The sequence below is a fragment of the Klebsiella sp. PK01 genome, assembly GCF_057624675.1.
The window spans coordinates 675,464-694,060 of sequence record NZ_JBYEZM010000003.1 but is presented as its reverse complement, the minus strand read 5'-3'; the positions used below and the strand labels follow the sequence as shown (position 1 = coordinate 694,060).

Below are 18,597 nucleotides of genomic sequence, written 5' to 3'. Positions count from 1 at the left end.
CGGAGAGTAAAATGAAGTTTGTAGATGAAGCAACGATCCTGGTCGTAGCAGGTGACGGCGGCAATGGTTGCGTTAGCTTCCGCCGCGAAAAATATATTCCGCGAGGCGGCCCGGACGGCGGCGATGGCGGTGACGGCGGCGACGTTTGGCTGGAAGCGGACGAGAACCTCAACACCCTGATCGACTATCGATTCGAAAAATCTTTCCGCGCAGAACGCGGACAGAACGGTCAGAGCCGCGACTGTACCGGTAAACGCGGTAAAGATGTCACGGTGAAAGTGCCTGTAGGGACCCGCGTCATCGACCAGGGAACCGGCGAGACCATGGGCGATATGACCAAGCACGGTCAGCGTTTAATGGTTGCGAAAGGCGGCTGGCATGGTCTGGGCAACACGCGCTTCAAATCATCCGTTAACCGTACCCCGCGTCAGAAAACCATGGGTACGCCGGGCGATAAGCGCGATCTGCAGCTCGAGCTGATGCTGCTGGCCGACGTGGGGATGCTGGGGATGCCGAATGCCGGTAAATCCACCTTCATTCGCGCGGTCTCCGCGGCGAAGCCGAAAGTGGCCGACTATCCATTTACCACCCTGGTACCGAGCCTGGGCGTGGTGCGTATGGACAACGAGAAGAGCTTTGTGGTCGCCGATATTCCGGGGCTGATTGAGGGCGCAGCGGAAGGCGCTGGCCTTGGTATTCGCTTCCTTAAGCACCTCGAGCGCTGCCGCGTGCTGCTGCACCTTATCGACATCGAGCCTATCGACGGTTCCGATCCGGTAGAAAACGCGCGCATTATCATCGGCGAACTGGAGAAATACAGCGAGAAGCTGGCCTCTAAACCGCGCTGGCTGGTCTTCAACAAGATTGACCTGATGGACAAAGCGGAGGCTGAAGCCAAAGCGAAGGCCATCGCCGAAGCGCTGGGTTGGGAAGATAAGTTCTATCTGATCTCCGCGGCCAGCCAGCAGGGCGTTAAAGACCTGTGCTGGGACGTGATGACCTTTATCATCGAAAATCCAATCGTGCAGGCGGAAGAAGAGCAGAAGCCGGAGAAAGTCGAGTTCATGTGGGACGACTATCACCGTCAGCAGCTTGAAGAAGCCGAACTGGAAGAAGATGACGAAGACTGGGATGACGACTGGGACGAAGACGACGAAGAAGGCGTCGAATTCATCTACAAACGTTAATTCTGAGTAAAAAGGGCCGCATCATCTGATGCGGCCCTTTTGTTTTAGTTGTTCTGGTACAAATCTTTATACAGTCGACTTTCGAAGCGCACCAATGGTATGCGGCGGTTGCGCTGGTCGCTCGGCGGCACCGCATAGCCGGAGAGATACTGCACGAAGGCCATCTTTTGCCCGCTGGCGGTGGTAATGAAACCTGCCAGGTTATATACCCCCTGCAGCGAACCGGTCTTCGCCGAAACCTTACCGTCAACGCCCGCCTGATGAAGACCGGCGCGATACTGCAGCGAACCATCGTGCCCGGCAAGCGGCAACATCGAGATAAAGTTGAGCTCGTTATCGTGCTGAGCGATGTACTGCAATACCTGCATCATCGTCGCCGGCGCGATAAGGTTGTGCCGGGACAGGCCTGAGCCATCGGCGATAATCGTGTTACCGAGGTCAATACCCGCCTGCTGGCGCAGAATTTGCCGCACCGCGTCGGAACCGGCGCGCCAGGTTCCCGGCACGCCCATTCGCGCGTGGCCGATAGTACGAAACACCGTATCGGCAATCATGTTGTCGGATTTCTTCAACATGATGCGTAGAAGATCGTGCAATGGCGCCGATTGGGTCGTCGCCAGCACGGTGCCCGGATCGTTAGCCAGGGTCTGGCGCAAGAGAGTGCCGCTGTAGGTGATACCCGCATCGGTGAGCTCAGCTTTCAGGATCGCGCCTGCATAGCCTGCGCCGTCCTGAATGGCGAACGCCAGCGGCAGCGGCTCGCTGCGCTGCGGCAGGCAGCCGGTGAGGGTGTAGCGGTTGAGATCGCCTGGTACGACGTCCAGCTCGCAATACTGCGCCTCTGCGGAGCCGCGGGCGAGCGTCCGCACCTGGCTGAACATGGTGACCGGATAGTAAGAGGCCACGCGGATAAAGGCCAAATCGCCGGGTTTCTGCGCGCTATAGAGTGAGACGGAGAAACAGTTACGATCAACAATCGCTGCCGCTGGCGGGGCGCTGAAGCACTGCGTCATGTCATTCCATGGCCAGCCGGGGGCCTTATCGTGGCTAGCGAAAACCGAGGTATCGATAAGCACATTGCCTTCAATGCGCTGTACGCCGGCTTTTTTCAGCGACGCCACCATGTTGCGGATATCCTGACGCTTTAGCGTCGGATCGCCGCCGAAGCGGGCAATCAGGTCGCCTTTCAGCACACCGCCGTCAAGCGAGCCTTTGGTTTCCAGCGTCGTGGTGAAGCGGAAGTCCGGCCCCAGCTGCAGCAACGCCGCCAGCGCGGTGATCACCTTCTGGGTACTGGCAGGCAGCGCCATCTGTTGGCTGTGGAAGTCTATCTCCGGCGTCGGGGAGCCAACCTTCTGCGCCATGAAGGCAAGGTTCGCGCCAGCAGGAAGCTGACTGATGTACTCGTCAATATTCGCGGCCTGAGCGCTAAGCGCTATACCGGCAGTCAATCCGATGATAAATCTGGGAAATCGCATAATCTCGCGCTAACAACCTGAAACCAAGCCGTCATACTACGGTGCATCACCCTGTAAAGTAAACGATGACCCATAGTGAACTTCAGGGTAAAATGCGTATCAAATTGAAAATTGCTGCTGACCTGGGGAATGTTTCCCGGGTCGGTTTTCTTTTTGCTTCGGCCATGGCTAAGACGTGACCGATGGCGGAACGACTCCGTCCGTTCCATGAAGGAATGATAAAGAGGTATAACAAATGCAAGCTATTCCGATGACCTTACGTGGCGCAGAGAAGCTGCGCGAAGAACTGGATTTCCTGAAGTCCGTACGTCGTCCAGAGATTATTGCTGCTATCGCCGAGGCGCGTGAGCACGGCGATCTGAAAGAGAACGCGGAATACCACGCTGCCCGTGAACAGCAGGGCTTCTGCGAAGGTCGTATCAAGGATATCGAAGCAAAACTGTCGAATGCGCAGGTTATCGATATCACTAAGATGCCGAATAATGGCCGCGTGATTTTCGGCTCCACGGTCAGTGTGCTGAACCTGGATAACGACGAAGAGCAGACTTACCGTATCGTGGGCGATGACGAAGCGGATTTTAAACAGAATCTCATCTCTGTGAATTCACCGATCGCCCGCGGTCTGATTGGCAAAGAGCAGGACGATGTCGTCACTATCCGTACCCCGGGTGGTGAAGTGGAATACGAAATTACCAAGGTTGAGTACCTGTAAGGCGTATTTCCCGCTACGATGTTTATAGATTGTAAAGAAAGGAAAAAGGCCGCATAGCGGCCTTTTATCAACGTCAGGAGCATGGCATTTTGCTCGCCTGGCCACAGAAATCCCTCGTTTTACACAATGTTGTGTCGGGATTCAGGATATTCTTAGCGTGGCAGCGAGATTTTACGCTCTGGCGTTGGGCGGTACAGAACCAGCGTTTTACCGATGACCTGTACGTTACAGGCGCCGGTTTCACGCACGATGGCTTCCACGATCAAGGCTTTAGTTTCGCGATCTTCTGAGGCGATCTTCACCTTGATGAGCTCATGGTGCCCTAACGCTTGTTCGATCTCGGCCAGTACCCCTTCGGTCAAACCATTATTGCCAAGCATAACTACCGGCTTGAGCGGATGTGCCAGACCTTTCAGGTGCTGTTTTTGTTTAGTACTCAGATTCATCGTATTTTTTTGCTTACGTTGGGATTGAAAACGGGTCATTCTACCGCCATCTCCCATATATCGCCAAACTACCGCGTCGATTTTTACGCAGTAAAGTACGATGAACCCGAATGGGAATGTTAAATGACAGGTAAAAAGCGTTCTGCCAGCTCAAGCCGCTGGCTTCAGGAACACTTTAGCGATAAATATGTTCAACAGGCACAGAAAAAGGGGTTACGTTCCCGTGCCTGGTTTAAACTTGATGAAATACAGCAAAGTGACAAGATTTTTAAGCCGGGGATGACGATAGTCGACCTTGGCGCTGCACCCGGTGGCTGGTCGCAATACGCGGTTACGCAGATCGGAAACAGCGGCCGCATCATCGCTTGCGATCTTTTACCAATGGATCCAATCGTCGGTGTGGACTTCCTTCAGGGCGACTTTCGTGATGAATTAGTCCTGAAAGCGTTACTTGAGCGAGTAGGCGACAGTAAAGTACAAGTTGTCATGTCCGATATGGCGCCGAATATGTGCGGAACACCGGCGGTGGATATTCCCCGGGCTATGTATCTGGTAGAACTGGCGCTTGAAATGTCTCGTGATGTATTAGCGCCAGGTGGTAGTTTTGTTGTGAAGGTGTTCCAGGGCGAAGGCTTCGATGAGTATCTTAGAGAAATTCGCTCCCTGTTTACGAAGGTCAAAGTTCGTAAGCCGGACTCTTCCCGCGCTCGTTCGCGTGAAGTGTATATTGTAGCGACCGGGCGTAAACCATAACCGGTAGATTTCAAACGAAAGTTTGAAAGACGCTGGATATAGAGTATCCTGACGCTGTTTTTAACACAGTTGTAATAAGAGGTTAATCCCTTGAGTGACATGGCGAAAAACCTAATACTCTGGCTGGTCATTGCCGTTGTGCTGATGTCAGTATTCCAGAGCTTTGGGCCCAGCGAGTCGAATGGCCGCAAGGTGGATTATTCTACCTTCCTGCAAGAGGTCAATCAGGACCAGGTTCGCGAAGCGCGTATCAACGGACGTGAGATCAACGTTACCAAGAAAGATAGTAACCGTTACACGACTTACATTCCGGTTAACGATCCGAAGCTGCTCGACAACCTGTTGACTAAAAACGTCAAAGTAGTTGGCGAACCGCCGGAAGAACCAAGCCTGCTGGCTTCCATCTTCATTTCCTGGTTCCCGATGCTGCTGCTGATCGGCGTCTGGATATTCTTTATGCGTCAGATGCAGGGCGGCGGCGGAAAGGGCGCGATGTCCTTCGGCAAGAGCAAGGCCCGAATGCTGACCGAAGACCAGATCAAAACCACCTTTGCTGACGTTGCCGGTTGCGACGAAGCGAAAGAGGAAGTAGGCGAGCTGGTTGAATATCTGCGCGAACCGAGCCGTTTCCAGAAGCTGGGGGGTAAAATCCCGAAAGGCGTCCTGATGGTCGGCCCTCCGGGTACCGGTAAAACGCTGCTGGCGAAAGCTATCGCCGGCGAAGCCAAAGTGCCGTTCTTTACTATTTCCGGTTCTGACTTCGTAGAAATGTTTGTGGGTGTCGGCGCGTCTCGCGTACGCGACATGTTCGAACAAGCTAAGAAAGCAGCGCCTTGCATCATCTTCATCGATGAAATCGACGCCGTCGGTCGCCAGCGTGGCGCCGGTCTTGGCGGTGGTCACGATGAGCGTGAGCAGACCCTGAACCAGATGCTGGTTGAGATGGACGGCTTCGAAGGTAACGAAGGTATCATCGTTATCGCCGCGACTAACCGTCCGGACGTTCTGGACCCGGCACTGCTGCGTCCTGGCCGTTTCGACCGTCAGGTTGTCGTTGGTCTGCCGGATGTTCGTGGTCGTGAGCAGATCCTTAAAGTTCACATGCGTCGCGTACCGCTGGCGCCGGATATCGACGCGGCAATTATTGCTCGTGGTACTCCTGGCTTCTCCGGTGCTGACCTCGCGAACCTGGTGAACGAAGCAGCCCTGTTTGCTGCCCGTGGCAACAAACGCGTCGTCTCGATGGTTGAGTTCGAAAAAGCGAAAGACAAAATCATGATGGGTGCGGAACGTCGCTCCATGGTGATGACGGAAGCGCAGAAAGAATCGACCGCATACCACGAAGCGGGCCACGCGATTATCGGCCGTCTGGTACCAGAACACGATCCGGTACACAAAGTGACGATTATCCCGCGCGGCCGTGCGCTGGGTGTGACCTTCTTCCTGCCGGAAGGCGATGCTATCAGCGCCAGCCGTCAGAAACTGGAAAGTCAGATTTCCACCCTGTACGGCGGTCGTCTGGCGGAAGAGATTATCTACGGTGCGGAACATGTTTCTACCGGCGCGTCCAACGATATTAAAGTTGCGACTAACCTGGCGCGTAACATGGTTACCCAGTGGGGCTTCTCTGACAAACTCGGCCCGCTGCTGTATGCCGAAGAAGAGGGCGAAGTGTTCCTCGGCCGTAGCGTCGCGAAAGCGAAGCATATGTCTGATGAAACCGCGCGTATCATCGACCAGGAAGTGAAATCGCTGATTGAGCGTAACTATGGTCGTGCTCGCCAGCTGCTGAACGACAACATGGATATTCTGCACGCGATGAAAGATGCGCTCATGAAATATGAGACCATCGATGCGCCGCAGATTGACGACCTGATGGCTCGTCGCGATGTTCGTCCGCCGGCGGGTTGGGAAGAACCGGGTTCTTCTAATAACTCTGGCAACAACGGCACCCCGACGGCGCCGCGTCCGGTTGATGAACCGCGTACGCCGAATCCGGGTAATACCATGTCGGAACAGCTGGGCGACAAATAAGTCTCCACGCTTTGCCAAAGCGCTCTGACTAATAAGGGCCGCAGCCTAATCCGCTGCGGCCCTTTTGTTTTATGTGCCGGTCTTCAGCGCTCCTCTTTCGGAACATAACTATAGCGATGGCATGCTATCGTCCATCGCGTAAAATGTTTTCGGGATGGAGGCGGCTGCAACACGCGCGGATGCATCGTCTGTCTGATAATATTCATTTTTTGAATATTTAAACGCCGGCGCTTCATTATTCCTTTTGAGGAATTGAATGATGTCACCGTCAGAATCTCTAAGATGGTACGGGCCGAATCCTGTCCGAACGACAACTGTACAAACCATAGCGGAAAGAAAACATGCAATTACACGCCCAGGGGTCAACGCTCGATCTCTCCCATCCGCATGTGATGGGGATCCTTAACGTTACGCCGGATTCCTTCTCCGATGGCGGCAGCCACAATTCACTGATTGAAGCGGTTAAGCATGCCAACCTGATGATTAACGCCGGGGCGACTATTATTGATATCGGCGGTGAATCAACCCGGCCTGGCGCGGCGGAAGTCAGCGTCGAGGAAGAGCTGGCGCGGGTGATCCCGGTGGTTGAGGCAATTGCACAGCGTTTTGAAGTCTGGATCTCGGTTGATACCTCGAAAGCCGAGGTCATCCGCGAATCCGCGCGCGCTGGCGCGCATATCATTAACGATATCCGTTCATTAACCGAGCCTGGCGCCCTGCAGGCCGCCGCGCAAACCGGGCTACCGGTGTGCCTGATGCATATGCAGGGGCAGCCGAAAACGATGCAGGAAGCGCCGAAGTACGAAGATGTTTTTGCCGATGTTGACCGTTTTTTTGCTGAACACATTGTGCGCTGCGAACAGGCGGGGATCGCAAAAGAAAAATTGTTGCTCGACCCGGGATTCGGATTCGGTAAAAATCTTTCCCATAACTATGAACTGCTTGCCCGACTAGGGGAGTTCCATCATTTTGGCCTCCCGCTGCTGGTGGGGATGTCGCGTAAGTCGATGGTGGGTCAGCTGTTGAACGTAGGGCCGTCGGAACGGCTGAGCGGCAGCTTGTCCTGCGCAGTCATTGCTGCAATGCAGGGCGCGCAGATAATTCGCGTCCATGATGTCAAAGAAACGGTAGAAGCGCTGCGCGTGGTGGAAGCCACCCTGGCCGCTAAGGAAAATAAACGTTATGAGTAACCGCAAATATTTTGGCACCGATGGTATTCGTGGCCGCGTTGGCGACGCACCTATTACGCCTGAGTTCGTGCTGAAACTGGGGTGGGCGGCCGGTAAAGTGCTGGCGCGCCATGGTTCACGTAAAATCATTATCGGCAAAGACACGCGAATTTCTGGCTATATGCTGGAATCCGCGCTGGAAGCTGGCCTGGCGGCTGCGGGTTTGTCCGCCTCGTTTACCGGCCCTATGCCGACGCCGGCAATCGCTTATCTGACCCGCGCCTTCCGCGCTGAAGCGGGAATCGTCATCTCTGCCTCTCATAACCCTTTCTACGACAACGGTATTAAATTCTTCTCCATCGAAGGCACTAAGCTTCCGGATGACGTCGAAGAAGCGATTGAAGCAGAGATGGAAAAAGAGCTGACCTGCGTTGATTCCGCTGAGCTTGGGAAAGCCAGCCGTATTGTCGATGCCGCAGGCCGCTATATTGAGTTCTGCAAAGGCACTTTCCCGAATGAGCTGAGCCTCGGTTCGCTGAAGGTAGTGGTGGATTGCGCCCACGGCGCGACTTACCACATTGCGCCGAATGTATTCCGTGAACTGGGCGCACAGGTTATCGCGATGGGCTGTGAGCCTGATGGGCTAAATATTAACGAAGAGGTCGGCGCAACCGACGTCCGCGCGCTGCAGGCACGCGTGCTGGCGGAAAAAGCCGATCTGGGTATTGCCTACGACGGCGATGGCGATCGCGTCATCATGGTTGATCATGAAGGTAATAAAGTCGATGGCGATCAGATCCTCTATATTATCGCCCGTGAAGGTCTGCGTCAGGGCCAGCTGCGCGGTGGCGCAGTCGGCACGCTGATGAGCAACATGGGTCTTGAGCTGGCGCTGAAGCAACTTGGCATTCCGTTTACCCGTGCGAAAGTGGGTGACCGCTACGTGCTGGAAAAACTGCAGGAAAAAGGCTGGCGTATCGGCGCGGAAAACTCCGGCCACGTGATTCTGCTGGACAAAACCACCACCGGCGATGGCATTGTCGCCAGCCTGCAGGTGGTGGCGGCGATGGTGCGTAATCATATGAGCCTGCACGATCTGTGCAGCGGTATGAAAATGTTCCCGCAGATTCTGGTCAACGTACGCTTTACCGAAGGCAGCGGCAACCCGCTGGAACATGACAGCGTAAAAGCGGTCACTGCCGAAGTAGAGGCTGCGCTGGGGAACCGTGGACGCGTGCTGCTGCGTAAATCTGGCACAGAGCCGCTGATTCGCGTGATGGTTGAAGGCGAGCATGAAGCGCAGGTGAAGGAATTTGCCCACCGTATCGCCGATGCGGTCAAAAGCGTATAACTATCGCGTCTAAGTGATTAAAAAGGCGGCTGTTGCTGCCTTTTTAAGCATATAAAAACGCTTTTTGCTGTTTTTTTCCGCAGTTGATACAATACGCCAAAATTGCCCTTGCGAAGGTTATTCGCTTTGGTTAGTATTCACACCCGCTTCAGTGGGAAATATTAAAACGTCCCGCTTTATTGGTGAAGCACTTGGTATGCGGCGAATCCGCAAGGAACAGGTTGATTATGTACGAAGCTCTTTTAGTAATTTTCCTTATTGTAGCGATTGCCCTTGTTGGCCTGATCATGCTGCAGCAAGGTAAAGGCGCTGACATGGGAGCCTCCTTCGGAGCAGGCGCTTCTGGCACGTTGTTTGGTTCTAGCGGTTCTGGTAACTTCATGACCCGTATGACCGGCATCCTGGCCGCGCTGTTCTTCATCATCAGTCTGGCGCTGGGTAATATCAACAGCAACAAGACCAATAAAGGAAGTGAGTGGGATAATCTGAGTGCGCCGAAATCTGAGCAGACTCAGCCAACCGCACCGGCTCAGCCGGCCAGCGATATCCCGCACTAAGTATTCTGTACCGAGGTGGTGGAATTGGTAGACACGCTACCTTGAGGTGGTAGTGCCCTAACGGGCTTGTGGGTTCGAGTCCCATCCTCGGTACCAATATTCCAGAGAAAAGACGCTGAAAAGCGTCTTTTTTTGTTTTTGTCCCTCTCTATTCGTTGTTTATTTATAAACAACACTCCGCTGGTTTTGATCCCCGTGAAATCGCTAAAGTCGCCCTCATCAATTTTGACGAGGTTCAGTGACGCCATGCGTACTTTAAAAGTAGTTATCATTGCCGGTATGTTGGGCCTGGCCGGATGCAGCAGCAATTCTTCGCCAGAAACAGTAGACACGTTGAATACCCTGCAGGTGCCGGTTATAAATAATTCCGTGCCTGCGCCGGAATCATCAACGGTCGTTAACTGTTTTCAGGATAACAACCTGCTCATCAGCAAGTTAAGCCAGTCGCTTAAAAGCAACTATTTACAGGATGTGGATAAACGGGATGTCTTTGATAAGCATAGCGAGGCGTTTCAGGTCTACGGTGCGTTAACCAAACTTGAGCAAATGGCTTCGATGAACGACGTCTACCGTAAAGAGAACAATATTGCGGGCTTGCAGGAAATTAATAAGCTGCTGAAAACCATACCATCTGTCGCATAAAAAAAGGGATTGCCGACAGGCAATCCCTTTTGCCGCACTTAGAAACGGAAATTGAAACCCGCATAGGCGCCATCCGCCAGGACGTTATCGCGGTGGTCATGTTTACCCGCCATATCGATATAGCGATAGCCCGCTTCGATGCTCATGGATTTGATGATATTCACGCGTAAGCCGGCATTGGCTTCAAGGTATTCATCAACGCCGCTGGACATTGAATCCGGGGAATAATAAGCCTCACCGAACAAGGTAAAGAAATCGCCAAGCGGTAGTTGAGCGCCGCCGCCGAGGGCAATCGCATAGCCTTCATCGCCATCGTTCGGATTCAGGTATACCGCTTTACCACCGGCCGTCAGCAGGAACGGACCGAGGTCAAAGTTATAGCCCATGCCCAATCCCACCGTATCGCCATCGTTATCGCTATGCGCCCAGTTACCGTTAAAGGTCATTCCGGGAGCCTGTGGATTAAAGCTGGCTGATAAGTTGGTGAATTCTGAACCGGCCTCACCGTGAAGACTAACGGAAGCGAAGGCGGCGCTGCTGGCGCTCAGGGCGGCGATAAGCAGGATGGATTTCAATCTGAACATGCTCATTATTCGTATTCCTTCGGGTAAAAAAATGCCCGATACGAGCGCTCGGGCAAAATTAACGGGTTTCTGGTTTAATAGTTATGTGCAGAATAAAAGCATTTATCGCCCACCGTTACCGTTTATATGTTTATTTTTAAATAATGGTCGTGAGGCGATAAGTGGGACTGCAGTGTGTTAAAACTTCTCAGGCAGGGAGGTGATACTCTGTAAATAACCACCGCGGGCAAACTCGATATAGCCACCTTTTTTCAATGCGGAAAGCACATTCAGAATGCTGCTGCGCGACAAATGCGTGCGGTCCTGAATATATTCCAGCATGGATACCCGCGAACGAGTCTCTTCAGGAAGCAACAGCATTTCCATTAAGTGATTGCGAATGACCGAATAAGTCCGCTGCTGTAATACTAAATCGTCGCGATACACCAAATAAGAGGTGTGGTAAGCTAGTAGCCGGGTGACCTCTTCCCACATGTTATGCTCACTGAACAGTTGCATGGCTTTGTCGCTGTCAATCCGCAGGATCTCCGTATCGACTTCCGCGCGAAGGCCGTGGCTACGGCTGGGCTGCAGCATCTCGGCTACGCCAAACAGGTGTGGTTCATAGACGGTGACCATGAGTAATCTGTCCGATGAGCGAAAAATGGATAACTCACCTTTCTTAAACAGATAGAGCTGGATTTTGCCTTTATATTCCCAGCTAAGCCTTTTCCTTGCGACCATATTTATTGGCGTGGCATGCGGTTCCAGCATTGCCATCAGACGGTTGATCGCGTCTTGCGGCCGAACGGGAGGTTTAATATTCATTGCGATCCTCTCGGTATAAGAGTACAGGTATTCGATAAATTATAGATGGTGATTATTAAAAATAGTGATGCCATAAACTATAACGATAAAGTAGGGTTGTGATTTAGGATTTATTGCGGAAATAAAAAAGCCGGCGGGTTAGCGCCGGCTGGAGAGTTTGGCTTCGCGGTTTATTTATCGCGATTTTCCAGGTTTTCAACCTGTGGCAGACCGGTGGCGGAAGACGCGCTGAGTAGCCCGGATTGGGCATAGCCGAATAGCTTCTCACGAGTATCGGTAATGTCCAGGTTACGCATGGTCAGCTGGCCGATACGATCTTCAGCGGTAAACATGGAATCGCCTTTTTCCATGGTCAGACGCTCTGCTTTATAGGTCAGGTTGTCTGACACGGTATTCAGGATCGAGTAGTCGTTGCCGCGACGCAGTTCAAGGGTGACTTCGCCAGTGATCTGGCTTGCTACCCAACGTTGCAGCGAATCGCGCAGCATCAGCGCCTGGGAATCGAACCAGCGTCCCTGATACAGCAGACGACCCAACTGGCGGCCATGAGCATGATATTGCTCGATAGTATCTTCGTTATGGATACCGGTCAGCAGGCGCTCGTAGGCGATATGCAATAGCGCCATCCCCGGGGCTTCATAGATGCCGCGGCTTTTCGCTTCAATGATGCGGTTTTCAATCTGATCGCTCATGCCCAGACCGTGGCGACCACCGATGCGGTTAGCTTCCAGCATCAGTTCGACGTCATCGCTGAACGTTTTACCATTCAGCGCAACCGGGTGGCCCTGTTCAAAACGCACGGTCACTTCTTCAGCGGCGATTTTTACGCTTTCATCCCAGAACTTCACACCCATAATCGGGTTGACGATTTTCACGCTGGAATTGAGAAATTCGAGATCTTTCGCTTCGTGCGTCGCACCCAGCATGTTGGAGTCGGTGGAATAGGCTTTTTCGACAGACATTTTGTAGTCGAAGCCGCAGGCTATCATAAACTCAGACATTTCATGACGACCGCCCAGTTCATCAATGAAGTCGCTATCCAGCCACGGTTTGTAAATCTGCAGTTCCGCATTGGTCAGCAGACCGTAGCGATAAAAGCGCTCGATATCGTTGCCTTTATAGGTGCTACCGTCGCCCCAGATGTTGACGCCATCTTCTTTCATCGCGGCAACCAGCATGGTGCCGGTCACGGCGCGGCCCAGCGGCGTGGTATTGAAATAAGTTAAGCCGCCGGTGGTGTTATGGAATGCGCCGCACTGAATTGCCGCTATACCTTCCGCCACCAGTTGTTTGCGGCAATCAATCAGACGAGCGCCTTCAGCGCCATACTCTTTCGCACGACGCGGAATGGCTTCGTAGTCGTCTTCGTCAGGCTGGCCCAGATTCGCGGTATATGCATAAGGAACCGCGCCTTTTTTACGCATCCACAGCAGGGCGGCGCTGGTATCCAGTCCACCAGAGAAAGCAATACCAATACGTTGACCAACCGGGAGATGCTTAAGAATCGTCGTCATAAAATAAAACCCTGCTAGATAGACTGTGGTGAGTTCGACTCAACAACAAATTTGCATTTTTATGCACTAATTGTGAGTTTTCATTTAATCATCTTTTGCTGGCGACAGGAAGAGCCTGATGGTGATTTTGCTAAAAAAGCCTGAAATGCCAGCATAAACGGCAAGCGGGTGGTGTAAAATGGATGTTGACAAAATATATGATTTATCGATACAATTCACCACGATTTTATGTCCCGTCCTCGGTACCAAATCCCAGCAGTATTTGCGTCTTTTGCTCAGAAAGAGTAAAATATGCCACGTTTCAGGCGCGGGGTGGAGCAGCCTGGTAGCTCGTCGGGCTCATAACCCGAAGGTCGTCGGTTCAAATCCGGCCCCCGCAACCACTTTCCCATTAAGTACTTTTTCAAATATACTGTGAGGACTAGGTCCTTCGTAGCCGGATTTGAAAGAATTCTTCTGGAAGGTGTTCCAGATCGCAATTGCGGTCTCAGGGTTCAGTTATCTAAAGCCCCGATTTATCGGGGTTTTTTGTTATCTGACTTCAGAATAACTGGGCTATACGCCCTTTTTTTATGTCTTGGGGGTGGGTTTGTCCACATTAGAGCAAAAATTAACAGAGATGCTCACTGCGCCAGTTGAAGCGCTTGGCTTTGAGCTGGTCGGCATCGAATTTATTCGCGGTCGCACATCCACACTGCGCATCTATATTGATAGTGAAGATGGCATCAATGTTGATGATTGTGCTGATGTGAGCCACCAGGTCAGTGCTGTCATGGATGTCGAAGATCCGATCACCGTCGCTTACAACCTGGAAGTCTCTTCGCCTGGTCTCGACCGTCCGATGTTTACTGCTGAACACTATCAACGCTTCACCGGTGAAGAAGTTTCGCTGGTGCTGCGCATGGCGGTACAGAACCGTCGTAAATGGCAGGGCATTATCAAAGCGGTAGACGGTGAGATGATCACGGTAACCGTCGAAGGCAAAGATGAAGTGTTCGCGCTGAGTAACATCCAGAAGGCGAACCTGGTTCCCCACTTTTAACAGTCTGGATTGAGGTGAAAGGCCCCGATGAACAAAGAAATTTTGGCTGTTGTTGAAGCCGTTTCCAACGAAAAAGCGCTGCCGCGCGAGAAGATTTTCGAAGCGTTGGAAAGCGCTCTGGCAACGGCGACCAAGAAAAAATACGAACAAGAGATCGACGTTCGCGTAGAAATCGACCGTAAAAGCGGCGATTTCGACACCTTCCGTCGCTGGCTGGTGGTTGAAGAGGTGACTCAACCTACCCGCGAGATCACGCTGGAAGCTGCGCGTTACGAAGATGAAAGCATGAACGTCGGCGACTACGTTGAAGATCAGATTGAATCTGTCACCTTCGACCGTATCACTACGCAGACCGCTAAACAGGTTATCGTACAGAAAGTACGTGAAGCTGAGCGCGCGATGGTTGTCGATCAGTTCCGCGAGCACGAAGGTGAGATCATCACCGGCGTGGTGAAAAAAGTGAACCGCGACAACATCACTCTGGATCTGGGCAGCAATGCTGAAGCCGTGATCCTGCGTGAAGATATGCTGCCGCGTGAAAACTTCCGTCCGGGCGACCGTATTCGCGGCGTGCTGTACGCCGTTCGTCCGGAAGCACGCGGCGCGCAGCTGTTCGTGACTCGCTCCAAACCGGAGATGCTGGTCGAACTGTTCCGCATTGAAGTGCCGGAAATTGGCGAAGAAGTGCTGGAAATCAAAGCCGCAGCCCGCGATCCGGGTTCTCGTGCGAAAATCGCCGTGAAAACCAATGACAAGCGTATCGACCCGGTTGGCGCTTGTGTCGGTATGCGCGGCGCGCGCGTTCAGGCGGTTTCTACCGAGCTTGGCGGCGAGCGCATCGATATCGTCCTGTGGGATGATAACCCGGCGCAGTTCGTGATTAACGCTATGGCGCCGGCTGACGTCGCGTCCATCGTGGTGGATGAAGATAAACACACCATGGACATCGCGGTAGAAGCAGGCAACCTGGCGCAGGCGATCGGCCGTAACGGTCAGAACGTCCGCCTGGCATCGCAGCTCAGCGGCTGGGAACTCAACGTCATGACCGTTGATGACCTGCAGGCTAAGCACCAGGCTGAAGCCCATGCCGCTATCGATACCTTCACCAAATATCTCGATATTGATGAAGATTTCGCAACCGTACTGGTTGAAGAGGGCTTCTCCTCGCTGGAAGAACTGGCCTATGTGCCGATGAAAGAACTGCTGGAAATCGACGGCCTTGACGAAGCGACCGTTGAAGCACTTCGTGAGCGTGCGAAAAACGCACTGACTACACTGGCGCTGGCTCAGGAAGAAAGCCTGGGAGACAACAAACCTGCCGACGATTTACTGAATCTGGAAGGTTTGGACCGTGCTCTGGCGTTTAAGCTGGCTGCCCGTGGTGTTTGTACGCTGGAAGATCTCGCCGAACAGGGCGTTGATGACCTGGCTGATATCGAAGGTATGACCGACGAGAAAGCTGGTGAACTCATCATGGCTGCTCGCAACATTTGTTGGTTCGGCGACGAAGCGTAATAAACTGTAGCAGGAAGGAACAGCATGACAGATGTGACTATTAAAGCGCTGGCCTCAGAAATTCAGACCTCTGTGGATCGCCTGATACAGCAATTTGCTGATGCAGGCATTCGCAAATCGGCTGATGATTCTGTGACCGCGCAAGAAAAGCAAACCTTGTTAACGCACCTGAACCGTGAACACGGCTCGGCGCCTGACAAGCTGACGTTGCAGCGTAAAACGCGCAGCACGTTAAATATTCCAGGTACCGGTGGAAAGAGTAAATCGGTACAAATCGAAGTCCGCAAGAAACGCACCTTTGTGAAACGCGATCCGCAAGAGGCTGAACGCCTGGCCGCGGAAGAGCAGGCGCAGCGTGAAGCGGAAGAGCAGGCCCGTCGTGAAGCTGAAGAAGCAGCTAAACGCGAGGCGCAATTAAAAGCTGAACGTGAGGCCGCAGAACAAGCTAAACGTGAAGTCGCTGATAAAGCGAAACGTGAAGCCGCGGAAAAAGACAAAGTGAGCAATCAACATACCGACGAAATGACCAAGACCGCCCAGGCTGAAAAGATCCGCCGTGAGAACGAAGCAGCGGAGCTGAAGCGCAAATCGGAAGAAGAAGCACGCCGCAAACTTGAAGAAGAAGCGCGCCGTGTAGCGGAAGAAGCACGCCGTATGGCTGAAGAAAATGAAAAAAACTGGAGTGAAACTCCGGAAACCCCAGAAGAAACGACCGACTACCACGTAACCACCTCTCAGCATGCGCGTCAGGCTGAAGATGATAACGATCGTGAAGTTGAAGGCGGTCGCGGCCGTGGCCGTAACAGCAAAGCTGCGCGTCCGGCGAAGAAAGGCAACAAACACGCTGAATCTAAAGCTGACCGTGAAGAAGCCCGTGCGGCCGTTCGCGGCGGTAAAGGCGGCAAACATCGTAAAGGTTCTTCTCTGCAGCAGGGCTTCCAGAAGCCGGCTCAGGCCGTTAACCGTGATGTTGTGATCGGCGAAACCATCACCGTTGGCGAGCTGGCCAACAAGATGGCGGTCAAAGGCTCTCAGGTCATCAAAGCGATGATGAAACTGGGCGCGATGGCGACCATCAACCAGGTCATCGACCAGGAAACCGCACAGCTGGTTGCCGAAGAGATGGGCCACAAAGTTATCCTGCGTCGTGAAAACGAGCTGGAAGAAGCAGTAATGAGCGACCGTGACACCGGCGCTGCGGCTGAACCGCGCGCACCGGTAGTGACCATCATGGGTCACGTTGACCACGGTAAAACCTCTCTGCTGGACTACATTCGTTCTACTAAGGTTGCCTCCGGCGAAGCGGGTGGTATTACCCAGCACATCGGCGCGTACCACGTAGAAACCGACAACGGCATGATCACCTTCCTGGATACCCCGGGCCACGCCGCGTTTACCTCTATGCGTGCTCGTGGCGCGCAGGCGACGGATATCGTGGTTCTGGTGGTGGCGGCAGACGACGGCGTGATGCCGCAGACTGTGGAAGCTATCCAGCACGCCAAAGCGGCGCAGGTGCCGGTAGTGGTTGCAGTGAACAAGATCGATAAGCCGGAAGCGGATATGGATCGCGTGAAGAACGAACTCTCCCAGTACGGCGTGATGCCGGAAGAGTGGGGCGGTGAAGCGCAGTTCATCCCAGTATCAGCGAAAGTCGGTACCGGTATCGACGACCTGCTGAACGCAATCCTGCTGCAGGCTGAAGTTCTCGAACTGAAAGCGGTACGTAACGGTATGGCGAGCGGCGCGGTCATCGAATCCTTCCTGGATAAAGGTCGTGGTCCGGTAGCTACCGTTCTGGTTCGCGAAGGTACTCTGCATAAGGGCGATATCGTACTGTGTGGCTTTGAATATGGCCGCGTACGTGCGATGCGTGACGAACTGGGTCGCGAAGTGCTGGAAGCGGGTCCGTCCATTCCGGTGGAAATCCTCGGTCTGTCCGGCGTTCCGGCGGCGGGTGATGAAGTTACCGTTGTTCGTGACGAGAAAAAAGCGCGTGAAGTTGCGCTGTATCGTCAGGGTAAATTCCGTGAAGTTAAACTGGCTCGCCAGCAGAAATCTAAACTGGAAAACATGTTCGCTAACATGACCGAAGGCGAAGTTCACGAAGTGAACATCGTGCTGAAAGCGGACGTGCAGGGCTCTGTCGAAGCGATTTCCGATTCCTTACTGAAACTGTCTACCGACGAAGTTAAAGTGAAGATCATCGGTTCCGGCGTAGGTGGTATCACCGAAACCGACGCGACCCTGGCTGCCGCTTCCAACGCGATTCTGGTTGGCTTCAACGTTCGTGCCGATGCTTCCGCACGTAAAGTTATCGAGTCAGAAAGCCTGGATCTGCGTTACTACTCCGTCATCTATAACCTGATCGACGAAGTGAAAGCAGCGATGAGCGGCATGCTGTCTCCGGAACTGAAACAGCAGATCATCGGTCTGGCTGAAGTGCGTGATGTCTTCAAATCGCCGAAATTCGGCGCCATCGCGGGCTGTATGGTTACCGAAGGTACGATTAAACGTCACAACCCAATCCGCGTCCTGCGCGACAACGTGGTTATTTATGAAGGCGAGCTGGAATCCCTGCGCCGCTTCAAAGATGACGTTAACGAAGTCCGTAACGGCATGGAATGTGGTATCGGCGTGAAGAACTACAACGACGTTCGCGTTGGCGATATGATCGAAGTGTTCGAAATCATCGAAATCCAGCGTAGCATCGATTAATCGTCAGATAGCTATGCGAAGGCCGGGTAAGCGAAGCGCCACCCGGCAATAATTTTAAAAAGGGGCTTTTGGCCCCTTTTTTGTCTTTATT

Annotated in this window: 16 protein-coding genes and 2 tRNA genes; 13 read left to right on the top strand and 5 right to left on the bottom strand. The window is 53.2% G+C overall.

Annotated features, from left to right (window positions below; all coding sequences use genetic code 11):
• Positions 1–11: 11 nt before the first annotated feature.
• Entirely contained in the window at positions 12–1,187 is a 1,176-nt protein-coding gene (gene cgtA, locus AC22LX_RS12980) for an Obg family GTPase CgtA (RefSeq protein ID WP_045377966.1), read from the top strand.
• A 44-nt stretch (positions 1,188–1,231) separates the two neighbouring features.
• Here the strand turns inward: cgtA and dacB are convergent, their stop codons facing one another.
• The gene (gene dacB, locus AC22LX_RS12975; protein WP_045394954.1) at positions 1,232–2,665 is read right to left on the bottom strand and encodes a serine-type D-Ala-D-Ala carboxypeptidase; all 1,434 of its coding nucleotides are present in this window, start codon (positions 2,663–2,665) and stop codon (positions 1,232–1,234) included.
• Between the two features lie 235 nt (positions 2,666–2,900).
• Between dacB and greA the strand changes: the two genes are divergently transcribed.
• Complete coding sequence (gene greA / locus AC22LX_RS12970) at positions 2,901–3,377, top strand: transcription elongation factor GreA (RefSeq protein WP_045394952.1); 477 nt, start codon at positions 2,901–2,903, stop codon at positions 3,375–3,377.
• Positions 3,378–3,529: 152 nt separating this feature from the next.
• Here the strand turns inward: greA and yhbY are convergent, their stop codons facing one another.
• A complete protein-coding gene (yhbY, locus tag AC22LX_RS12965) occupies positions 3,530–3,823 on the bottom strand; it encodes a ribosome assembly RNA-binding protein YhbY (RefSeq protein ID WP_002918374.1) in 294 nt (97 codons plus the stop codon).
• Between the two features lie 123 nt (positions 3,824–3,946).
• Here yhbY and rlmE point away from each other — a divergent pair, with 123 nt between their 5' ends.
• From rlmE to AC22LX_RS12930, 7 genes are all read left to right on the top strand, one after another.
• Positions 3,947–4,576, top strand: a complete 630-nt coding sequence (gene rlmE / locus AC22LX_RS12960) for a 23S rRNA (uridine(2552)-2'-O)-methyltransferase RlmE (RefSeq protein WP_008806638.1) — start codon at positions 3,947–3,949, stop codon at positions 4,574–4,576.
• Positions 4,577–4,675: 99 nt separating this feature from the next.
• On the top strand, positions 4,676–6,610 hold the full coding sequence (gene ftsH / locus AC22LX_RS12955; protein WP_015369514.1) for an ATP-dependent zinc metalloprotease FtsH: 1,935 nt from the start codon (positions 4,676–4,678) through the stop codon (positions 6,608–6,610).
• Between the two features lie 341 nt (positions 6,611–6,951).
• Positions 6,952–7,800, top strand: a complete 849-nt coding sequence (gene folP / locus AC22LX_RS12950; RefSeq protein WP_045394950.1) for a dihydropteroate synthase — start codon at positions 6,952–6,954, stop codon at positions 7,798–7,800.
• Complete coding sequence (gene glmM, locus AC22LX_RS12945) at positions 7,793–9,130, top strand: phosphoglucosamine mutase (RefSeq protein ID WP_015369516.1); 1,338 nt, start codon at positions 7,793–7,795, stop codon at positions 9,128–9,130. The genes folP and glmM overlap by 8 nt, the downstream gene beginning before the upstream one ends.
• 227 nt (positions 9,131–9,357) lie before the next feature.
• Positions 9,358–9,687: a preprotein translocase subunit SecG gene (secG, locus tag AC22LX_RS12940; RefSeq protein WP_015369517.1), complete on the top strand. Its 330-nt coding sequence runs from the start codon at positions 9,358–9,360 to the stop codon at positions 9,685–9,687.
• Positions 9,688–9,696: 9 nt separating this feature from the next.
• Positions 9,697–9,783 (top strand) — tRNA-Leu (locus tag AC22LX_RS12935).
• Positions 9,784–9,966: 183 nt separating this feature from the next.
• Positions 9,967–10,329 (top strand): hypothetical protein, encoded by a 363-nt coding sequence (locus AC22LX_RS12930; RefSeq protein WP_380379404.1) that lies wholly within the window; start codon positions 9,967–9,969, stop codon positions 10,327–10,329.
• A gap of 38 nt (positions 10,330–10,367) precedes the next feature.
• Here the strand turns inward: AC22LX_RS12930 and AC22LX_RS12925 are convergent, their stop codons facing one another.
• From AC22LX_RS12925 to argG, 3 genes are all read right to left on the bottom strand, one after another.
• On the bottom strand, positions 10,368–10,919 hold the full coding sequence (locus tag AC22LX_RS12925) for a YfaZ family outer membrane protein (RefSeq protein WP_045394946.1): 552 nt from the start codon (positions 10,917–10,919) through the stop codon (positions 10,368–10,370).
• A gap of 171 nt (positions 10,920–11,090) precedes the next feature.
• Positions 11,091–11,720, bottom strand: a complete 630-nt coding sequence (locus AC22LX_RS12920) for a winged helix-turn-helix transcriptional regulator (RefSeq protein ID WP_045394944.1) — start codon at positions 11,718–11,720, stop codon at positions 11,091–11,093.
• Positions 11,721–11,890: 170 nt separating this feature from the next.
• The gene (gene argG, locus AC22LX_RS12915; RefSeq protein WP_015369521.1) at positions 11,891–13,234 is read right to left on the bottom strand and encodes an argininosuccinate synthase; all 1,344 of its coding nucleotides are present in this window, start codon (positions 13,232–13,234) and stop codon (positions 11,891–11,893) included.
• A gap of 306 nt (positions 13,235–13,540) precedes the next feature.
• Between argG and AC22LX_RS12910 the strand changes: the two genes are divergently transcribed.
• From AC22LX_RS12910 to infB, 4 genes are all read left to right on the top strand, one after another.
• Positions 13,541–13,617, top strand: a tRNA-Met gene (locus tag AC22LX_RS12910).
• Positions 13,618–13,823: 206 nt separating this feature from the next.
• The gene (gene rimP, locus AC22LX_RS12905; protein WP_015703598.1) at positions 13,824–14,276 is read left to right on the top strand and encodes a ribosome maturation factor RimP; all 453 of its coding nucleotides are present in this window, start codon (positions 13,824–13,826) and stop codon (positions 14,274–14,276) included.
• A 27-nt stretch (positions 14,277–14,303) separates the two neighbouring features.
• A complete protein-coding gene (nusA, locus tag AC22LX_RS12900) occupies positions 14,304–15,791 on the top strand; it encodes a transcription termination factor NusA (protein ID WP_015369524.1) in 1,488 nt (495 codons plus the stop codon).
• A 24-nt stretch (positions 15,792–15,815) separates the two neighbouring features.
• Positions 15,816–18,506 carry a translation initiation factor IF-2 gene (infB, locus tag AC22LX_RS12895; RefSeq protein WP_015703597.1) on the top strand — a complete coding sequence of 897 codons (2,691 nt, stop codon included), beginning with the start codon at positions 15,816–15,818 and terminating at the stop codon, positions 18,504–18,506.
• Positions 18,507–18,597 lie beyond the last annotated feature (91 nt).